Source organism: Variovorax sp. OV329, from assembly GCF_900114785.1.
In the GTDB taxonomy this organism is placed as follows: Bacteria; Pseudomonadota; Gammaproteobacteria; order Burkholderiales; family Burkholderiaceae_C; genus Variovorax.
Window position 1 is genome coordinate 320,374 of record NZ_FOUG01000006.1, and the last position, 17,930, is coordinate 338,303.

At 69.3% G+C, this 17,930-nt stretch carries 14 protein-coding genes; 11 read left to right on the forward strand and 3 right to left on the reverse strand.

The genetic code is table 11. The annotated features are described in order from the left end of the window. The first annotated feature begins 11 nt into the window (after window positions 1-11). Together BM345_RS13130 and BM345_RS13135 are read left to right on the forward strand one after the other, a co-directional pair. Window positions 12-1,640 (forward strand): tannase/feruloyl esterase family alpha/beta hydrolase, encoded by a 1,629-nt coding sequence (locus BM345_RS13130; RefSeq protein WP_093380106.1) that lies wholly within the window; start codon window positions 12-14, stop codon window positions 1,638-1,640. Window positions 1,641-1,751: 111 nt separating this feature from the next. Further along, a complete protein-coding gene (locus tag BM345_RS13135) occupies window positions 1,752-2,732 on the forward strand; it encodes a LysR substrate-binding domain-containing protein (RefSeq protein WP_093380108.1) in 981 nt (326 codons plus the stop codon). Between the two features lie 15 nt (window positions 2,733-2,747). On the opposite strand, the gene BM345_RS13140 is transcribed toward BM345_RS13135, so the two are convergent. After that, window positions 2,748-4,925: a hypothetical protein gene (locus BM345_RS13140; protein ID WP_093380109.1), complete on the reverse strand. Its 2,178-nt coding sequence runs from the start codon at window positions 4,923-4,925 to the stop codon at window positions 2,748-2,750. A gap of 161 nt (window positions 4,926-5,086) precedes the next feature. Here BM345_RS13140 and BM345_RS13145 point away from each other — a divergent pair, with 161 nt between their 5' ends. Beyond that, a complete protein-coding gene (locus BM345_RS13145) occupies window positions 5,087-5,464 on the forward strand; it encodes a DUF6632 domain-containing protein (protein ID WP_175544989.1) in 378 nt (125 codons plus the stop codon). Here BM345_RS13145 and BM345_RS13150 read toward each other — a convergent pair. After that, the gene (locus BM345_RS13150; protein WP_093380111.1) at window positions 5,439-7,013 is read right to left on the reverse strand and encodes a sensor histidine kinase; all 1,575 of its coding nucleotides are present in this window, start codon (window positions 7,011-7,013) and stop codon (window positions 5,439-5,441) included. The two genes, BM345_RS13145 and BM345_RS13150, sit on opposite strands and share 26 nt — an antisense overlap. Before the next feature lie 339 nt (window positions 7,014-7,352). Here BM345_RS13150 and BM345_RS13155 point away from each other — a divergent pair, with 339 nt between their 5' ends. Next, window positions 7,353-7,919 (forward strand): hypothetical protein, encoded by a 567-nt coding sequence (locus BM345_RS13155; RefSeq protein ID WP_093380112.1) that lies wholly within the window; start codon window positions 7,353-7,355, stop codon window positions 7,917-7,919. Window positions 7,920-8,001: 82 nt separating this feature from the next. Here the strand turns inward: BM345_RS13155 and BM345_RS13160 are convergent, their stop codons facing one another. Beyond that, entirely contained in the window at window positions 8,002-8,907 is a 906-nt protein-coding gene (locus BM345_RS13160) for a LysR family transcriptional regulator (RefSeq protein ID WP_093380114.1), read from the reverse strand. 135 nt (window positions 8,908-9,042) lie between these two features. On the opposite strand from BM345_RS13160, the gene BM345_RS13165 reads away from it, so the two are divergent. From BM345_RS13165 to BM345_RS13195, 7 genes are all read left to right on the forward strand, one after another. Continuing rightward, a complete protein-coding gene (locus BM345_RS13165; protein WP_093380115.1) occupies window positions 9,043-11,166 on the forward strand; it encodes a 3-hydroxyacyl-CoA dehydrogenase NAD-binding domain-containing protein in 2,124 nt (707 codons plus the stop codon). A 91-nt stretch (window positions 11,167-11,257) separates the two neighbouring features. Then, on the forward strand, window positions 11,258-12,454 hold the full coding sequence (locus BM345_RS13170; protein ID WP_093380117.1) for an acetyl-CoA C-acyltransferase: 1,197 nt from the start codon (window positions 11,258-11,260) through the stop codon (window positions 12,452-12,454). A gap of 23 nt (window positions 12,455-12,477) precedes the next feature. Then, window positions 12,478-13,674 carry an acyl-CoA dehydrogenase family protein gene (locus tag BM345_RS13175; protein WP_093380118.1) on the forward strand — a complete coding sequence of 399 codons (1,197 nt, stop codon included), beginning with the start codon at window positions 12,478-12,480 and terminating at the stop codon, window positions 13,672-13,674. 22 nt (window positions 13,675-13,696) lie between these two features. Continuing rightward, window positions 13,697-14,839 (forward strand): acyl-CoA dehydrogenase family protein, encoded by a 1,143-nt coding sequence (locus tag BM345_RS13180; RefSeq protein ID WP_093380120.1) that lies wholly within the window; start codon window positions 13,697-13,699, stop codon window positions 14,837-14,839. Further along, window positions 14,836-15,648: an oxepin-CoA hydrolase, alternative type gene (locus tag BM345_RS13185; protein ID WP_093380121.1), complete on the forward strand. Its 813-nt coding sequence runs from the start codon at window positions 14,836-14,838 to the stop codon at window positions 15,646-15,648. Before BM345_RS13180 ends, BM345_RS13185 begins: the two co-directional genes overlap by 4 nt. Beyond that, window positions 15,645-16,853: a CaiB/BaiF CoA transferase family protein gene (locus BM345_RS13190; RefSeq protein ID WP_093380123.1), complete on the forward strand. Its 1,209-nt coding sequence runs from the start codon at window positions 15,645-15,647 to the stop codon at window positions 16,851-16,853. The genes BM345_RS13185 and BM345_RS13190 overlap by 4 nt, the downstream gene beginning before the upstream one ends. Window positions 16,854-16,888: 35 nt before the next feature. Then, complete coding sequence (locus BM345_RS13195) at window positions 16,889-17,884, forward strand: tripartite tricarboxylate transporter substrate binding protein (RefSeq protein ID WP_093380124.1); 996 nt, start codon at window positions 16,889-16,891, stop codon at window positions 17,882-17,884. The last annotated feature ends 46 nt before the right edge of the window (window positions 17,885-17,930 follow it).

A 17,930-nucleotide genomic window follows, 5' to 3' on the forward strand; every position in this document is an offset into this window, starting at 1 on the left:
AGGAGACCCCGATGAACAAAGCTGCATCTCGACGGGCCACCGGCGGCAGCGTCCGCCAGGCATTCGCCACCGCCGCGGCGGTGGCCCTTCTGGCCGGCTGCGGTGGCGGAGGCGGGCATGCGCCGGCGCCCGCACCGGCACCAGCACCGGCGCCGCCCCCGGTGTCGCTCTCCGACAAGTGCCCCACGCTGAAGGGCGGGACGCTGGCCGCGGGCGCGGTGGTCATCGAGGACGCGCGTCTGGTGCCAGCGCAGGCGCCGCAGCCCGAGTACTGCGTGCTCAGCGCGCGCTTCGACAACTCCACGCTGCGCTTCGAGGCCAAGCTGCCGACCGAGGGCTGGAACGGCAAGCTCGCCTTCCTGGGCGGCGGCGGCTTCGACGGCCAGTTCCCCAAGGCCACCGACCTGCAGTTCAGCCCCTCCATCTTCAGCGAGCGCTACGCCACCATCGGCACCAACGGCGGCTACGACTACGGCGGCCCACCCGACGCGGGCTACTTCGCCGCCAGGTTCGCGCTGGACGACGCGAAGCTGCTGGACTTCACGCAGCAGTCAGAGCACAAGTCGCTGCCGCCGGGCAAGGAGCTCATCAGCCGCTTCTTCGGCACCGGGCCCTCGCACAGCTACTTCGAGGGCTGCTCGATGGGCGGGCACGATGCGCTGATGGAAGCGCAGCGCTTTCCCGAGGATTTCGACGGCATCGTGGCGCGCGCGCCGGCCGGCAACATCATGGGCCTGTTCATCCAGTTCAATCGCATCTCCAAGCAGGTGCGCACGCCCGCCAACACGCTGAATGCCGCCAAGCAGAAACTGCTGGCCGACGCGGTGCTGGCCCAGTGCGACGGGCAGGACGGACTGGTCGACGGCATCGTCTCCAAGCCGGGCGCCTGCACCTTCGACGCCACCGCCTTGCGCTGCCCGGCGGGTGCGGACACCGGCGACAGCTGCCTGTCGGATGCGCAGGTTGCCACGGTGAACACCATCACCTCGCCGGTCGCCACCTCGGGCGGAGAGTGGTCGCATCCGGGCTACAACTTCGGCCTGGAGGACCAGCCCAAGGGTTGGGGCGAGTACATCTGGCCGGTGGCGGCCCTGGGCGGCAACTCCATCCAGGGCATGTTCTCCGACGGCTTCCTGCGCTCCTTCATCACCCGCGACGCGGCCTACGACACGCTGGCCTGGAACCCCGACCAGTGGCTGCCGCGCCTGGCGCAAGTGGGCGCGCTGTTCAGCGCGAACGACCCGGACCTGTCCAGGCTCAACGCGCGCGGCGCCAAGCTGATCCTGTGGAACGGCACCAACGACACCTCGGTGAGCGCGAAGGACACCGCACGCTACTACGACAGTGTGCGCAGCACGCTGGGCGCGGCGCGCACGGATGATTCGGTGGAGCTCTTCCTCGCGCCCGGCGTGGGCCACTGCTACGGCGGCGCCGGGCCCGACCGCGTGGACCTGCTCAAGGCCATGGCCACCTGGGTGGAGAAGGGTGTGCCGGCCTCTTCGCAGAACCTGCAGCACCGCAAGCTCGACGCATCCGGCGCGACCACCATGGCACGGCCCATGTGCAAGTACCCGTCCTATGCGCGCTACAAGGGCAACGGCGACGTGAACGCGGCCCAGAGCTACGAGTGCGTGAACTGAAGCCAGGCATTCGGCGCGTCTCCTGCGCGCCGAAGGCCGCGGCCTAGAATTGTCTACGCCCCGTGCCGCAACGCCCAGCTTGCGGCGCGGGGCGGCCGGAGACACCCCTGGATGGAACTGCGCCAGTTCAAGTATTTCGTGGCCATTGCGGATTGCGGCAGCCTGTCGCGCGCGGCCCAGCAACTCTACGTGGCGCAGTCGGCGCTGAGCAAGCAGATGGCCGAACTCGAGGCCGAGCTGCAGACGCAGCTGCTGCTGCGAAGCCGCAACGGCGTGGCCATGACCGAGGCCGGCAAGATCTTCTACGAGTACGCCCAAGGCATCACCAAGCAGGTCAACGATGCGCGGGCCGCGGTGCATGCCGCCGCGCACACGGTCACCGGCACGGTGGTCGCAGCGTTGCCGCAGAGCGTGTCGCCCATGATCGCGTTGCCGCTCATGCGGGCCGCGGCGCGCCGCTATCCCGAGGTGGTGCTGCACCTCAACGAGGAGCTCACCGGCAACATGGCCGACCAGCTGCTGCGCGGCCGGGTCGACGTCGCGGTGTTCTCGCCCACCATGCCCAAGGAGGACATCGCCTTCACGCCGGTGATCGAGGAAGACTTCGTGCTGCTCGAATCGGCGCAGAGCGCGCAGCCGCTGCCGCCGGGCGAACTCAGCGTGGCGCAGGCCATGGCCCGTCCGCTGGTCTGGCCGGCCAATGCGCATGGCCACTGCACCCGCTGGCTGGTGGATGCGGCGCTGGAGGCTGCCGGCCATCCGCCGGCGCGCGTGGCCGCCGAGATCAACTCGGTCTATACGCTCAAGGCGGCGGTGGAGGCCGGGCTGGGCCCGACCATCATGCCGCTGGGCCTGGCGCAGCGCGAGGTGTCGGAAGGCCGGCTGATCGCGCACCGCGTAGCTTTACCCGCCATGCACCGCGTGCTGGGGCTTTGCGTGTCGGTGCACCTGCCCACCAGCAACGCCAAGCGCGCGATGTGCAACCTCATTGCCGAGGTGATGCGTGGCCTGGCGGACAGCGGAGAGTGGGAGGGCGCGCGGGCCACTCCCGCCCCCGCGCCTGCGCCTGCTCGCCCGGTCACGGCGCGCTGAGCCGGCGGCGGCGCCTCAGCTGCCTTCTGCCACGGGCGTGTGCTGCAAGGCCGGCGGGAGCCGGCCATCGAGCAGGTCCAGCTGCCAGGCCAGGACGGCCACCACCGCCACCAGCGCGACGGCGGCCAGCGCGCCCGCCATGCCGCTGCGTTCCGCAAAGGGGTCGTGCAGCACGCGTGCCGCGTGGCGCGGGATGTGCGCGGTTTTCGACAGCGAGGCGCCCAGCCGCGTGTTGACCTTCATGCGGCCGTTGATGGCCCAGCCGCTGGCGTCCAGGATCGGCCCCAGGCTGCGCTGGCGCAGCTTGAGCCAGGCGATCATCATGCTCGGCCCCGAGATGGCCAGCACCATGCCGAAGATGGCGATGGGAATCCATTGCCCCAGGTCGACGAACTTGCTGAACAGGGCCACCAGCACCGCGCTGATGCTGCCCATCGCCACGCCGATAGCGGCCACGGTGCCCACGTCGATGCGGGTGCCGGGCAGCCGGGCCAGGGTGGTGGCCGGTGCCGGCGCCGCGCCGGCCACGGCGGGCGCCTTGCCGGCATTCGCCAGGCTGGTGGCCAGCGTGCCCAGCGAGTCCTGCGCCTTGGCGTCGCTCGCGGCGGCGCGCTTGGCGGCCTGCTCTTCCACCACCCGCACGAACTTCTTGTAGGGCGTGAAGAAGGCCTGCGCGACGCTGGTCGGGTTCTCGATGAGCCGGGTGATGGTGGCGTCCCAGTCGCGGCCCTGCCGGTCGTAGAAGACCCCGTTGCGGCCGGTGAAGAGAAAGTCCACGCCGCCGGCCGTGAAGGCCGCCACGATGTGCATTTTCTCGGCGCCGCGCCGGCACTCGCAGTAGGCCAGGCAGGTCTTCGCCAGCCCGGCCAGCACCGCATGCTGCTTGACGTCGTCCACGCGCACCGTCAGGTCGCAGCTGCGGCTGTCGAGGTAGAGCGTGCCGGCCTGGAAGATCGCGCCTTCGCGGTGGTAGAAGGCCTTGAACGAAACGAAATTTTCGAGCAGCTGGAGCAGGTCGCGCTTCAGGCGCAGCAGCTTCTCCAGCTCGCGCAGGCGGGTGTTGTGCGCTTCCGCCTTCTCGTCTTCGTCGATGAGCGCCATCACCGCCGCCTGCGTGTCGAAGAGCGCGTGGATCGCTGCGCTGTCGAGGCCGGAAAGCTTCGATGCCGGCTTGGCGGCCAGCCAACTGCGGCAAGGTTCCACCTGTTGCTTGAGCGCGTTCCACCCGGCCTCGTCGAGCTGCTCGGCCGCTTCGGAAACCAGCGGTGCCACGGCCTTGCGGCGCAACGCGGCCATCGCTTCCGCCCAGGCCGGGTTCACCCCTGCGCCCAGCGGAAGCGAGCGGCCCGGCGTGACCGGTGCCAGCGGCAGCGAGGCGATGCGCGCGCTGCGCAGCGACAGCGCCTCGTCCGCCATCTCCTCGTAGGCCTCGGGCGAGGCGTTGAGGGCCTGCACGGCCTGGATGTCGTAGGCCGCCAGCCGGCAGCGTGCGAAGAAATCGTCGACCTTCTCGCGCACCGCCTCCACCGCCTCGGCGGCCTCGAGCATGGTGCCGCCGCTGCACAGCGCGCTGCCGTCGCCGGACATCCAGCGCCGCAGCGCCTGCGCATCCTCGAAGAAGGCCAGCGCGCGCGCACGGTCGATGCCGGCGTGGCCGTTGCGGTCCTGCACGCTGCCCTGCGTGTCGATGATGCGTTGCAGCGTCGCCCGCACGGCCGCATCGCCGGTGATGTCAGGCGTCACGATGCCGTCGCCGTTGAAGCGCATCGCCGCCACCGCCTCGTCGCGTTTCATGACGTCTGCCAGCGTGATGACCCGGGCGTCCTGCTTGTGCAGCAGGCCCAGCAGGTGCTGCGCCTCCGCGCCCAGCGACCAGCCGTGGTCTTCCGGCTCGCAGAAGGCGTCCAGTGCAATGCCGTCGCCGGCCTGCATCAGCTCGTCGGGGTCCTTCAGGCGCGCGCAGGCCCACTCGCAGGCGGCGATCAGCTCGGGCGGGCGGATGCGGCCGTCGTGGTCGGTATCGATCAGGTCGAGGGTGCGCGGGTCGATCTCGACGCCGCGGGTCGGGCAGGCCAGGGCCACCCAGAGCTTCTGGTCGAGTTCACCGATGTGTGCGATGTCGGCGCCGTTGCGGATCAGGACCTGGTCGACGCCGCCGGCGCGGAAAAACTTGAACGGATGTACTTTGTGCATCCCTCGCTAGTCTTTGCCAGGATCGAAGTCCCCGGCGTAGGCCTAGGTAGCATGCGGGCGCAGGCGTTTTCGGGCAGGGATGCCGCGGGCGGCTGCGTGTTTTGCCTTGATGGCCGCAGAATGCTGGCGCCGGGATGGTTCCTGACGCCCAAGGAGCGCGCATGAAGAACGAAGGACGCATTGGCATGCTGCAGGTCGCGCTGGTCCTCTTCGGACTCACGTGCCTGTCGCTGTATCCGCTCATCATGGTGTGGCCCTCGGGCTGGGCATGGCATGTGGGTCACTCGGACTACCTGCTGATGATGGTGGGCATCTATGCCACGCTGGGTGTCTTCCTGATAAGGGCGGCGCGCGACCCCCTGGCGAACCTGAGCCTGATCTGGTTCACCGTGTGGTCGAGCGTGGTGCACGGGGGAATCATGGCGGTCCAGGCGATCACGCAGGCGGAACAGCGCAGCCACCTCCTTGGAGATGTTCCCGCCTTGCTGTTCGCGGCGGCCGTGCTCGCTCTGCTCACCCCGCGCCAGGCGGCGGCATGACGAGTGCGCGCGGGGCGCCTGGCTGATCGGCCTCCAGTAGCAGGCGGAACACCGTGCCATGCCCGGGCCGCGAGCGCACGCTCACCCGTGCGTGCAGCGCGTGCGCCAGCCGCGCGACGATCGACAGGCCCAGGCCCAGTCCTTCGTGGTTTTCCGACGGACCCTGCACCTTGTAGAACTCGGTGAAGATCTTGCGCAGCTCGCCCGGCTCGATGCCGAAGCCCTGGTCCCACACTTCGACCGCGACGTGCCGGCCCCGATGCCTCGCGCTGATCAGCACCTTCCTGCCCGGCTCGGTGTACTTGATGGCGTTGGAGACGATGTTGCCGATCAGCCGTCTCACCAGCATCGGGTCGCTCGTGAGCCTGCGCTGCACCGTGCGCATCCGCAGCGTGACGCCCCTGGAGCGGGCCAGCGACTCGAACTGGTCGCGCAGGTCGCGCATCACTTCCGCGATGTCCATGCGCTCCGCGCGCGGCTGCAGCTGCTCGTTGTCCATGCGCGCCAGGTCGAAGAGCGATTCGAAAAGGCGCCCCACCGCTGCCGCGGCCCGCAGCACCTTGGGCAGCACGATCTCCTGGTCGGACGGGACTTCCTTCAGGTGCTCGGCAAAGAGGGACAGGGCGACCACCGGCTGGCGCATGTCGTGGGCGGCCGTGGCGATGAAGCGGTTCTTGATGCGCACTGCCTCCTCGGCCTCGCGCTGCCGGTCGGCCAGGGTGTCAATGAGCGCCTGCTTGTAGAACTCCAGCTCGAAGTTGGTGCGTGCGTTCGATTGCACGCGCCGCGCAACGAAGAGCACCAGCACCCACTGCACGACTGGAAACGCCAGGAACCACGACTCGTAGTGCCGGTGCTCCATGTCGTGGGACAGCCCCGTGTGCGGCCCCAGGATGCGGAACAGGACACAGGCCAGCACCGTGGCGAAGAGCCCGTTGACATAGGCGGTGACGCGCGGCGGATCGAAGGCGAGGCTGTGGATCGGCAACGTGACCGCCACGGCCAGGATCAGCCAGCAGGCGAACTGAAGGCTGGCCGGGATGCGGCCGAAGAAAAGCAGCACCGAGGTGCCCAGCACCATGCCGCTGAGGGCCGCCATGGCGGTCATCTGCCGCGAGTACGCCTGCTGGGCCGGACCGGTCAGCGGGTGGCGGCGATGCCGCGTGCTGCGCAGCAGCCGCCAGCCGCCCACGGCCGCGCGAAGCGCCAGCCACGCGGCCAGTTCCACCGCAGGCACATAGCGCCAGAAGATGGCCGCCAGCACCAGCGTGACGCAAAGGGCCAGCACCTGGCGCAGGCCGTAGTCCAGCGCGAAGGTCTTGCTGAACTGGCCATTGACATAGGCCTCGCGCTCCTTGCGAAGCAGCAGCGACTCCTCGCTCTCGGCGGCCGCCTCGTCCAGCGGTTGAGCCCAGGCCGTCTCGGCGTCGTCGCTTGGCGCGGCCGTCGTGTTTCGGCTTTTTGGCGAAGCGCCGACGCCGTCACGCTGCCCGCGAAGCTGGCCGAAGAAGGAGGGCCGCGGCCCTTCTGCCCAGTTTTCTTGAACCATTCAACCCACTATCCGTCGAACTCGCTGAGCACCCAGACCGATGTGTGCACTGCGCCTGCCGGCCTTGACCGGGTGCCATGGCGCATGGTCGCCATCAATTGCAGAAGGACGAAGAGAAGAACCCGATGAAGCATGTAGGCCGAATCCGACACAACGCCCGCCCGTGCTGCGCAGCGAGTCTGGTGCCGCGCGGCCCCGGACCATGCCGCGAAACAGCGTCAGCTTCCCCCGTTGTTCGGCAGATCGCGCCAAGGCGCCTCAGCGAGAATCGGCTTCCGACTTCTGCTTGCTGCGGCGCCGTTCGCAGCCCCTGTGCACCAAGGACCGTCTTCGCGCTCGATGTCTCCTGAAAAGCTCCGCATCTGCGGCCCGGACGGGGCCTACCGTTCAGGCGAGGCCATCCTGGTCCAGGACGGCGCGTTGTTCCTCGGAACGATCGAGGCGCCGGAACTCAGCCGCGACGGCAAGAGCGTCCACTTCGGCCGCTTCCTGCCTTCGCCAGCGGTGCGCACAGAGGACCGCCACTTCGCGCCGCTGCTGCTGCTGGAAGTGATGGCTTTCATCGCGGAGCACTTCGCGGCCGTCGAGACCATCCGCTTCACGCTGACGCGGCAGGTCGAGATGCATGGCGACGGCCTCAAGGTCGCGCTCTCGCGCCTGGCCCTGCTGGAGCGCATCGGGGCAGCCAATCTGCAGATGACTCCGACGCCGGACGCGTCCATCCCCGGCAACTTCGTGGTGCAGGGCGTGTGGGAATACAACGGACCCAACCTTGCCTCGCTGACCCTGGAACTGGCCGCGCAGCGCCTGGACTACTTCCGGCAGCGCGCCGAGTTGGTGGCCGCGCAGCCGACGATCGCAGGCCGCTGGCGGCGCTGGAGATGGTGGCGCAGCACCGCGAGCTGAAACTCCGCCGACCGTTGCTGTGCCGAGTAGCCAGCCTGGGTCGGCCGGGTCGGCGCCACGTCGCAGATCCGACCGGGCGATGTCACTCCCTGCGCCGGCCCGCCTCCTTGGCGCGCGCGAGCATGAAGTCGATGAAGGTGGTGATCGCCTTCGTGCGGTGCCGCCCCGGCATGTAGAGCATGTACATGCGCGAGCCGAAGATGGACAGGCGCCACTCCGCCAGTGCAGCCACCACCTCGCCTTCGCGCAGCTCGTTCTCGAACACGTAGTCGGGCACGATGCCCACGCCCAGGCTGGCGAGGATGGACTGGCGCAGGAAGAGGAAGTTTTCCGAGATGATGGTGGGCTCCAGCAGCACCTCGTGCCGCTCCGAATCCAGGTAGGCCGACACGCGCAGCTGCCGCCCCTGCACCGCCGAGGTGATGAGCGGCACGTGGCGCAGCTCCTCCAGCCGCGCCGGCAGGCCATGCTCGCGCACCCAGGCGCTGCTGGCGCAGGCCACGTAGCGCACCGAGCCCATGTCGCGCGCTACCAGGTTCTGCGGCGGCTCGGACATCACGCGCACCGCGATGTCCACTTCCTCGCGCATCAGGTCTTCCACGCGGTTCTCGAACATCACGTCCAGCACGATGCCCGGATGCCTGCGCTTGAACTCCACCAGCCAGTCGGACATGACCAGCTGCCCGTAGCCGCTGGGCACCGACAGCCGCACGCGCCCCTGCAGGCTATGGCCCAGCGAAGCCACCGACTCGTTGGCCGCCATCAGCTCGTTGCGGATGGTGCGGCCGTGCTCGTACAGCCGCAGGCCGATCTCGGTGGGCTCGATGCGCCGAGTCGTGCGGCGCAGCAGCTCCTGCCCCAGGCTGCGCTCGAACTGCGCCAGCCGCTGGCTCACGTTGGCCCGGCTCATGTGCAGGCGCCGCGCCGCTTCGCTGAGGTTGCCCGCCTCGACGATCTCGACGAGCAGGGAAAGGGAATTGAGGTCCATCGGTTTCGGGCTTGGTCCATCCACTGTCAATCTGTAGTTGACAGTCTGTCAACCAGATGGGCAATTGTCTATCAGTTGTTATCGAATCAGAATCGAGACGGCCCCATGGCGGGTCGATCAAGGAGACGCTTTCCCATGACCACCCCTTCCACGTCCACCGTGGTTCGCAGCGCCCGCCAGGGCGATGTGCTGTGCATCACCATCGACAACCCGCCCGTCAACGCGATCTCGTCGGCCGTGCGCCGGGGACTGAAGGAGGCCGTCGAGGCCGCCGATGCGGACGCCGCCGTCAAGGCCATCCTGATCGTGGGCGAGGGCGCCAACTTCGTGGCCGGGGCGGACATCCGCGAATTCGGCCAGGCGCCGCAGCCGCCCTCGCTGCCCGAGGTGTGCAACCGCATCGAGGACTGCAGCAAGCCCGTGGTCGCCGCCATCCGCGGTGCGGCCCTGGGTGGCGGCCTGGAGATCGCGCTGGGCGCGCACTACCGCGTCGCCTTGCACGACGCCAAGCTGGGCCTGCCCGAAGTGCAACTGGGCCTGATGCCCGGCGCCGGCGGCACCGTGCGCGCACCACGCCTCGCGGGCGCGCAGGCCGCGCTGGAGCTGATGCTCAGCGGCCTCCACATCAAGGCCAAGGAAGCCCTGTCCCTGAAGCTGGTCGGTCGCCTGGCCGAGGGCGAGGACGCGCTGGCCGCGGGCCTGGCCTACGCCAATGAACTGCTGGCGCAAGGGGCCGGCGTGCGCCGCACCCGCGACGCGCAGGGCCTGGCCGACCGTGCCGCCGCGCAGGCCGCCATCGATGCCGCCCGTGCCGACACCGCGAAGAAGTCGCGCGGCCTGTTCTCGCCGATCAAGATCGTCGAAGCCGTGCAGAACAACCTGGACAAGCCTTTCGAGGAAGCCGTGAAGCTGGAGCGCGAGGCCTTCCTGGCCTGCATCGACAGCCCGCAGCGTGCCGGCCTCATCCACGCCTTCTTCGCCGAGCGCGAAGTGGCCAAGGTGCCCGAGGCCAAGGCCGCGCAGCCGCGTGCGCTCAACAGCGTGGGCATCGTCGGCGGCGGCACCATGGGCGCCGGCATCGCCGTGTCCGCGCTGGACGCGGGCCTGCCGGTGGTGATGGTGGAGCGCGACCAGGTCTCCATCGACCGCGGCCGCGCCAATGTCGAGAAGGTCTACGACGGCCTCGTCGCCAAGGGCCGCATGACGGCCGAGGCCAAGGCAGCCGTCATGGCGCGCTACACCGGCAGCACCGACTACGCCGCGTTCGCGGACGTGGACCTGGTCATCGAGGCCGTCTTCGAGGATCTGGAAGTCAAGAAGGCCGTGTTCAAGGAGCTGGACCGCGTGTGCAAGGCCGGCGCGGTGCTGGCCACCAACACCTCCTACCTGGACATCGACGCGATTGCCGCCAGCACCTCGCGAGCGCAGGACGTGGTGGGCCTGCACTTCTTCAGCCCGGCCAACATCATGAAGCTGCTGGAGATCGTGGTGCCCGCCAAGGTGAGCGCCGACGTGGTGGCCACGGCCTTCGCGCTGGCCAAGCGCATGAAGAAGGTGCCGGTGCGCGCCGGCGTGTGCGACGGCTTCATCGGCAACCGCATCCTGGCCGTGTACAAGCAGGCCGCCGACTACATCATGGAAGACGGCGCCAGCCCCTACGAGATCGACGAGGCGGTGCGCGGCTTCGGCTACCCGATGGGGCCCTTCCAGGTGACCGACCTGGCCGGCGGCGACATCGGCTGGGCCACGCGCAAGCGCCGCGCCGCCACGCGCGACCCGAAGGCGCGCTACGTGGAAGTGGCCGACCGGGTCTGCGAGCGCGGCTGGTTCGGCCAGAAGACGGGCCGCGGCTTCTACCTGTACCCGCAGGGCGCCCGCGTGGGCCAGAGCGACCCCGAGGTGCTGGCCATCGTCGATGCAGAGCGCCAGAAGAAGGGCATCGTGCCGCGCAAGTTCACGGCCGAGGAAATCATGCGCCGCTACATGGCCGCCATGGTCAACGAGGGCGCCAAGGTGGTGGCCGAGGGCATCGCGCTGCGTCCGCTGGACGTGGACGTGACCTTCCTGTACGGCTACGGCTTTCCGCGCCATCGCGGCGGCCCGATGAAGTACGCCGACACGGTGGGCCTCGCGAAGATCCTGGAAGACATCCGCACCTTCGCCCAGGAAGACCCGCTGTTCTGGAAGCCCGCGCCGCTGCTCGAGAAGCTGGTGGCCGAGGGCAAGGATTTCTCCAGCCTCAACCAGCCGCAGGGCTGATCCGCTTTTCTCCCAACGCGCCGGTTCCCCTGAAGCCAGGGGAGGGCGGCGCTCATCCGCAAGCCTTTCCCTTTCCTTCAAGGAGCCTCTCATGCGCCAGGCCGTCATCGTTTCCACCGCCCGCACCCCGCTGACCAAGTCGCACCGCGGCGAACTCAACATCACCCCCGGCCCCACGCTGGCCAGCTTCGCGGTGCGCGCCGCGGTGGAGCGCTCGGGCATCGACCCCGCGCTCATCGAAGACGCGGTGCTTGGCTGCGGCTACCCCGAAGGCACCACCGGCCGCAACATCGCGCGCCAGGCCATCATCCGCTCCGAGCTGCCGCTGAGCATCGCCGGCACCACCGTGAACCGCTTCTGCGCCTCGGGCCTGCAGGCCATTGCCATCGCGGCGGGCCGCATCGTGGTGGACGGCGCGCCGGCCATGATCGCCGGCGGCGTGGAAAGCATCTCGGGCATCCGCACGCGTGAAGATGGCAACTCGGGCATGGACCCGTGGATCCTCGAGCACAAGCCGGCCCTGTACATGGAGATGATCGACACCGCCGACGTGGTGGCGCAGCGCTACGGCATCGGCCGCGAGGCGCAGGACCGCTTCTCGGTGGAAAGCCAGCGCAAGACCGCAGAGGCGCAGGCCGCCGGCCGCTACCGCGAGGAGATCGTGCCGGTCACCACCACGATGGCCGTCACCAACAAGGAGACCGGCGAGGTCAGCAAGAAGCAGGTCACCGTCGACCACGACACCTGCAACCGCGCCGGCACCACCTACGAGTCGCTGGCCAAGCTCGCGCCCGTGAAGGGCGCCGACAAGTTCATCACCGCGGGCAATTCCTCGCAGCTGTCCGATGGCGCCAGCGCCTGCGTGCTGATGGAAGCCGCCGAGGCCGAGCGCCTGGGCCTCACGCCGCTGGGCGCCTTCCGCGGCATGGCCGTGGCGGGCTGCGAGCCCGACGAGATGGGCATCGGCCCGGTGTTCGCGGTGCCCAAGCTGCTGGCGCGCTTCGGCCTCAAGGTGGAAGACGTCGACCTGTGGGAACTGAACGAAGCCTTCGCCTCGCAGTCCATCTACTGCCAGCAGAAGCTGGGCATTCCGGACGAGCGCCTGAACGTGGACGGCGGCGCCATCTCCATCGGCCACCCCTTCGGCATGACGGGCGCGCGCCTGGCCGGCCACATCCTGCTGGAAGGCCGCCGCCGCAAGGCCGAAGGCCAGAAGGTGAAGTGGGGCGTGGTGACCATGTGCATCGCCGGCGGCATGGGCGCTGCGGGCCTTTTCGAGATCTTCTGAAGAAGAAGGCCAGGGAGAACGCAATGGATCTTCAGTTCACGCAAGAAGAGCAGGCCTTCCGCGGCGAAGTGCTTCAGTTCCTCAAGGACAAGCTTCCCGAGCACCTGTCGCGCAAGGTCAAGGGCGGCCTGCACCTGACACGCGAGGACATGCTGCAGTGGCATGCCGTCCTCAATGAGCGCGGCTGGCTGGCCAACCACTGGCCCGAGCAGTACGGCGGACCGGGCTGGGGCGCGGTGCAGAAGTTCATCTTCGAGAACGAGTGCGCGCTGGCCGGCGCGCCGCGCATCGTGCCCTTCGGCGTGAACATGCTGGGGCCAGTGCTCATCAAGTACGGCAGCGAAGAGCAGAAGAAGTACTGGCTGCCGCGCATCCTGAACGGGGACGACTGGTGGTGCCAGGGCTATTCGGAGCCGGGCTCCGGTTCGGACCTGGCCTCGGTGAAGACCACGGCGGTGCTGGACGGCGACCACTACGTCGTCAACGGGCAGAAGACCTGGACCACGCTGGGCCAGCACGCCAACATGATCTTCTGCCTGGTGCGCACCAACCGCGAAGCCAAGGCCCAGTCGGGCATCAGCTTCCTGCTGGTGGACATGAAGGCGCCCGGCGTGGAGGTGCGGCCCATCATCACGCTGGACGGCGAGCACGAGGTGAACGAAGTTTTCTTCACCGACGTGCGCGTGCCCGCGCGCAACCTCGTGGGCGAGCAGGACAAGGGCTGGACCTATGCCAAGTTCCTGCTGACCTACGAGCGCACCAACATCGCCGGCGTGGGCTTCTCGGTGGCCGCGCTGGAAAAGCTCAAGCGCATCGCCCGCAAGGTGCAGCGCAACGGCCGCCCGCTGGCGCAAGACCCGATGTTCGCCACGCGCCTTGCCAAGGTCGAGATCGACCTGGAGAACATGAAGACCACCAACCTGCGCGTGATCGCTGCCGTGGCCGGCGGAGGCGTGCCGGGCGCGGAAAGCTCCATGCTCAAGATCCGCGGCACCGAGATCCGGCAGGAGATCTCCTCGCTGGCGCGGCGCGCCATGGGCCCCTATGCGCAGCCCTTCATCGAGGAAGCGCTACACGAGGGCTTCGGCGAAGAGCCGGTGGGCCCGGCCGAGGCCGCGCCGCTGGCCGCGCAGTATTTCAACAACCGCAAGCTGTCGATCTTCGGCGGCTCCAACGAGATCCAGAAGAACATCATCTCCAAGATGATCCTGGGCCTCTGAGCAAGCAGGGAGCACGAAAGTCATGAACTTCGAACACACCGAAGACCGCCGCATGCTGGCGGACTCGCTGGACCGCTTCATCGCCGAGCAGTACGCCTTCGACGAACGCGACCGCATCGCCCGCAGCCCATCGGGCATCAGCCCTTCGCATTGGGCGCAACTGGCCGAGATCGGCGCGCTGGGCGTGCTCTTTCCGGAAGAGGTGGGCGGCTTCGGCGGCGCCGGCTTCGACGTGGCCGTGGTCTTCGAATGCCTGGGCAAGGGCCTGGTGGTGGAGCCCTTCCTGGGCGCGCTCGTGGTGGGCCGTGCCATCGCCCATGCCGGCAACGACGCGCAGAAGGCGCGCATCGCCTCGCTGATCGACGGCAGCACGATGGCCGCGCTGGCGCACGAGGAGCCGGACACGCACCACGAGGCCACGCTGGTGCGCACGCGCGCCGAGCGCGCCGGCGACGGCTGGGTGCTGCAGGGCGCCAAGGCCGTGGTGCAACAGGGCGAGCAGGCCGGGCTGCTGCTGGTGTCGGCGCGCACGGGCGGCGCGGACGGCGACGCTGACGGCATCTCGCTCTTCCTGGTGCCGGGCGATGCGCCGGGCCTGTCCAGGCGCGGCTACGGCAAGATCGACGGCGGCCGCGCGGCCGAGCTGAAGCTCGACGGCGTGCGTGTCGGCGCCGATGCGCTGCTGGGCAACCCGGGCGAGGGCGCCGCGGTGCTGGAACATGCCATCGGCTGGGGCCTGCTGGCCCTGTCCGCCGAGTCGCTGGGCGCGATGGACGTGGCCAAGCGCGAGACGCTGGAATACCTGCGCACGCGCAAGCAGTTCGGCGTGCCCATCGGCAGCTTCCAGGCCCTGCAGCACCGCATGGCCGACCTGCTGCTCGAAGTGGAGCAGGCCCGCTCGGCCGTCATCAACGCGGCCGCCGCGGTGGACGACGCCGACCGCAGCGTGCGCGAGAAGGCCCTTTCGGCCGCCAAGTACAGCGTGGGCCGCATCGGCACCCGCGTGGCCGAGGAAAGCGTCCAGCTGCATGGCGGCATCGGCATGACCTGGGAGCTGCCGCTGTCGCACTACGCCAAGCGCCTGGTCATGATCGACCACCAGCTGGGAGACGAGGACCATCACCTGGCGCGCTATGTCGCGCTGAGCCAGGAGGCCAAAGCATGAGCGACGCGAACACCGTTCCTCCCATCCTCGTGCGCCGCGAAGGCGCGGTGCTGGTGCTGGCCATCCACACGCCCGGCAAGCGCAACGCCATCAGCCCGGGCCTGTACGCCGCGCTCACCGAAGCGCTGACGGGCGCTCGCACCGACGCCGCCATCGGCGCCGTGGTGCTGACCGGCGCCGACGGCTACTTCTGCTCCGGCGGCGACCTCAACGTGCTGGCCACGCGCCGGCTGCTGACGCCCGAGCAGCGGCACGAGAAGCTGGAAGGCCTGCACGGCCTCATCCGCCTGCTGCGCGACTTTCCCAAGCCCGTGGTGGCGGCGGTGGAAGGCGGCGCGGCCGGTGCCGGCCTGTCGATGGCGCTGGGCTGCGACCTGCTGGTGGCCGCGCGCGACGCGGCCTTCTCCGTGGCCTACATCAAGGTCGGCCTCACGCCCGACGGCGGCGCCACCGCCTTCCTGTCGCAGGTGCTGCCGCGCCAGCTGCTCACCGAGCTGTGCCTCACCGGCGACCGCATCGGCGCCGAGCGCCTGCATGCGCTGGGCGTGGTCAACCGCCTCACCGAACCCGGCGGCGCCGAAGCCGAAGCCATCGCGCTGGCCGTCCGCCTGGCCGGCGGGCCGGAGCAGGCCACCGCCCGCATCAAGACGCTGTGCCGCGAGGCCGTGTCGAACTCTCTCGATGCCCAGCTCGACCGCGAGGCGCAGTTCATGGTCGAGGCGCAGGGCAGCGCCGAATCGGCCGCCGGCATCGATGCCTTTCTGGCGAAGCAGTCGCCCGACTTCGCCGCCTTGAGAAGGAAGCCATGAATCCGCAACGACTCCCCCTCTCCGGCGTGCGCGTGCTCGACCTGTCGCGCGTGCTGGCCGGCCCCATGTGCGCGCAGGCGCTGGGCGACCTGGGGGCCGAGGTCATCAAGATCGAGCACCCCGGCCGCGGCGACGACACGCGCGACTGGGGCATCCGCGTGGGCGCGCGCAACACCTCCTACTTCAACAGCGCCAACCGCAACAAGCAGTCGGTGGGCGTGGACCTGCAGAAGCCCGAGGGCCAGCGCCTGGTGCTGGAGCTGGCGAAGAAGTGCGACGTCGTCATCCAGAACTTCAAGTTCGGCGGCATCGCCAGGCTCGGCCTGGACTACGAGTCGATCAAGGCGGTCAACCCCGGCATCGTCTACTGCTCCATCACCGGCTACCGCACCGACGGCCCGGAGGCTGCGCGCCCCGGCTACGACCTGCTGGTGCAGGGCGAGGCGGGCCTGATGGCGCTCAACGGCGAGGAAGGGCAGGGCCCGCTGAAGTTCGGCGTGGCCGCGGTGGACATGTTCACCGGCATGTACTCGGCCCAGGCCATCCTGGCCGCGCTCTTCGACCGCCAGCGCGGCGGCGAGGGCCGGCACATCGAGATGGCGCTGTACGACTGCGGCCTGATGATCACCGCCTACTACGGCATGGAGGCGCTGCTGATGGGCCACGACATGCCCAAGTTCGGCAACGCCCATCCGTCCATCGTGCCCTACGGCGTGTTCGACGCAGCCGACGGCCCGCTGGTCATCACCGTGGGCAACAACACGCAATTCCAGCGCTTCTGCACCGAGGTGATCGAGCGGCCCGACCTGGCCGGCGACGAACGCTTCGCGACCAACATGGGCCGTTCGCAGAACCGCCACCAGCTGCTGCCCGAACTGCGCGCCGAGCTGGCCCGCCGCCCGCGCGAGCTGCTGCTGTCTCGCCTGCAAGCCGCCGGCATTCCCTGCGGCGAGGTGCTGGGCCTGCTGGAGGCGCTGCAGTCGCCGCGCGCCACCGAGGCCGGCCTGGTGGCGGAGATGCCCAACCCCGAGACCGAGTCGGGCCGCGTGCAGGTGCTCGCGCCGCCCTACCGCATCGACGGGCAGCGGCTGCCGGTGCGCGCCGCGCCGCCCCTTCTTTCGCAGGACACCGAGCAGGTGCTCGGCGGCCTGCTCGGCCTGGACGCCCAGGCCATCGCCGCACTGCGGCAGGACGGCGTGCTCTGACGCCTCCATTTCTTGAGTAAACGGGAGATCTCTTCATGACCACATTCGCAAACTTCAGCCGACGCCGTGCCCTGGGCCTGGCGCTCGCCTCGCTGGCCACCGTGGCCGCCGGCCCCGCCGCCGCGCAGGAATGGCCTGCCAAGCCCATCCGCCTCATCGTGCCCTTCCCGCCGGGTGGCCCCACCGACACCGCGTCGCGCGTGGTCGGGCAGCAGCTGGCCGAACGCCTGAAGCAGCCGGTGGTGGTGGAGAACCGCGCCGGTGCCTCCGGCACCATTGCCGCGCAGTTCGTGGCCAAGAGCCCGGCCGACGGCTACACGCTGATGATGCTGGCCACGCCCACGATGCTGGCGCCGCACCTGTACAAGAGCGCCGGCTACGACATCGCCAAGGACTTCGCGCCGGTGGCCAGCGTCTACGACCTGCCCATCGTGGTGGTGGTCAACCCCACCGTGCTGCCCGACGTGAAGACGCTGCCTGAGCTGATCGCCAAGGCCAAGGCCGAGGGTGGCAAGCTCAACTACACCAGCTCGGGCGCGGGCAGCTTCGGCCACCTGACGATGGAAATGCTCAAGAGCCTGGGCGGCTTCGACATGCAGCACATCGCCTACAAGGGCGGCACGCCCGCCGTGACCGACCTGCTGGGCGGGCAGGTGCCGGTGATGTATGCCGACCTGGTGGCTGCGCTGCCGCACATCCAGGCCGGCAAGCTGCGCGCGATCGCAGTGGGCTCGCCCCAGCGCATCGCGCAGCTGCCGGACGTGAAGACGATTGCCGAGCAGGGCTTCAAGGGCTTCGACGCCGTGTCCTGGGGTGGCCTGCTCGCGCCCGCCGGCACGCCCAGGCCGGTGGTGGACCGCGTGAGCGCCGAGGTCAAGGCGATCCTGGCCGACAAGGAAGTGCAGGACAAGCTGGTGAAGGCCGGCGCCGTGTCCGCCTATGGCGATCCGGCCCAGATGGGCAAGCGCATCCAGGCCGACTACGACAAGTGGGGCAAGGTGATCCGCGACAAGCAGATCGTCGCGAACTGAGGCGAGGCGCTACCCGGTCCTGCGCCGGGTGAAAGCTTCCAGCGGT

Excerpts from the sequence above, each read along its gene's own strand:
- BM345_RS13185 (WP_093380121.1), top strand. The coding sequence starts at position 14,836 with ATGAGCGACGCGAACACCGTTCCTCCCATCCTCGTGCGCCGCGAAGGC.
- BM345_RS13170 (WP_093380117.1), top strand. The coding sequence starts at position 11,258 with ATGCGCCAGGCCGTCATCGTTTCCACCGCCCGCACCCCGCTGACCAAG.
- BM345_RS13180 (WP_093380120.1), top strand. The coding sequence starts at position 13,697 with ATGAACTTCGAACACACCGAAGACCGCCGCATGCTGGCGGACTCGCTG.
- BM345_RS13145 (WP_175544989.1), top strand. The coding sequence starts at position 5,087 with ATGAAGAACGAAGGACGCATTGGCATGCTGCAGGTCGCGCTGGTCCTC.
- BM345_RS13155 (WP_093380112.1), top strand. The coding sequence starts at position 7,353 with ATGTCTCCTGAAAAGCTCCGCATCTGCGGCCCGGACGGGGCCTACCGT.
- BM345_RS13150 (WP_093380111.1), bottom strand. The coding sequence starts at position 7,013 with ATGGTTCAAGAAAACTGGGCAGAAGGGCCGCGGCCCTCCTTCTTCGGC.
- BM345_RS13130 (WP_093380106.1), top strand. The coding sequence starts at position 12 with ATGAACAAAGCTGCATCTCGACGGGCCACCGGCGGCAGCGTCCGCCAG.
- BM345_RS13160 (WP_093380114.1), bottom strand. The coding sequence starts at position 8,907 with ATGGACCTCAATTCCCTTTCCCTGCTCGTCGAGATCGTCGAGGCGGGC.
- BM345_RS13195 (WP_093380124.1), top strand. The coding sequence starts at position 16,889 with ATGACCACATTCGCAAACTTCAGCCGACGCCGTGCCCTGGGCCTGGCG.
- BM345_RS13165 (WP_093380115.1), top strand. The coding sequence starts at position 9,043 with ATGACCACCCCTTCCACGTCCACCGTGGTTCGCAGCGCCCGCCAGGGC.
- BM345_RS13175 (WP_093380118.1), top strand. The coding sequence starts at position 12,478 with ATGGATCTTCAGTTCACGCAAGAAGAGCAGGCCTTCCGCGGCGAAGTG.
- BM345_RS13140 (WP_093380109.1), bottom strand. The coding sequence starts at position 4,925 with ATGCACAAAGTACATCCGTTCAAGTTTTTCCGCGCCGGCGGCGTCGAC.
- BM345_RS13135 (WP_093380108.1), top strand. The coding sequence starts at position 1,752 with ATGGAACTGCGCCAGTTCAAGTATTTCGTGGCCATTGCGGATTGCGGC.
- BM345_RS13190 (WP_093380123.1), top strand. The coding sequence starts at position 15,645 with ATGAATCCGCAACGACTCCCCCTCTCCGGCGTGCGCGTGCTCGACCTG.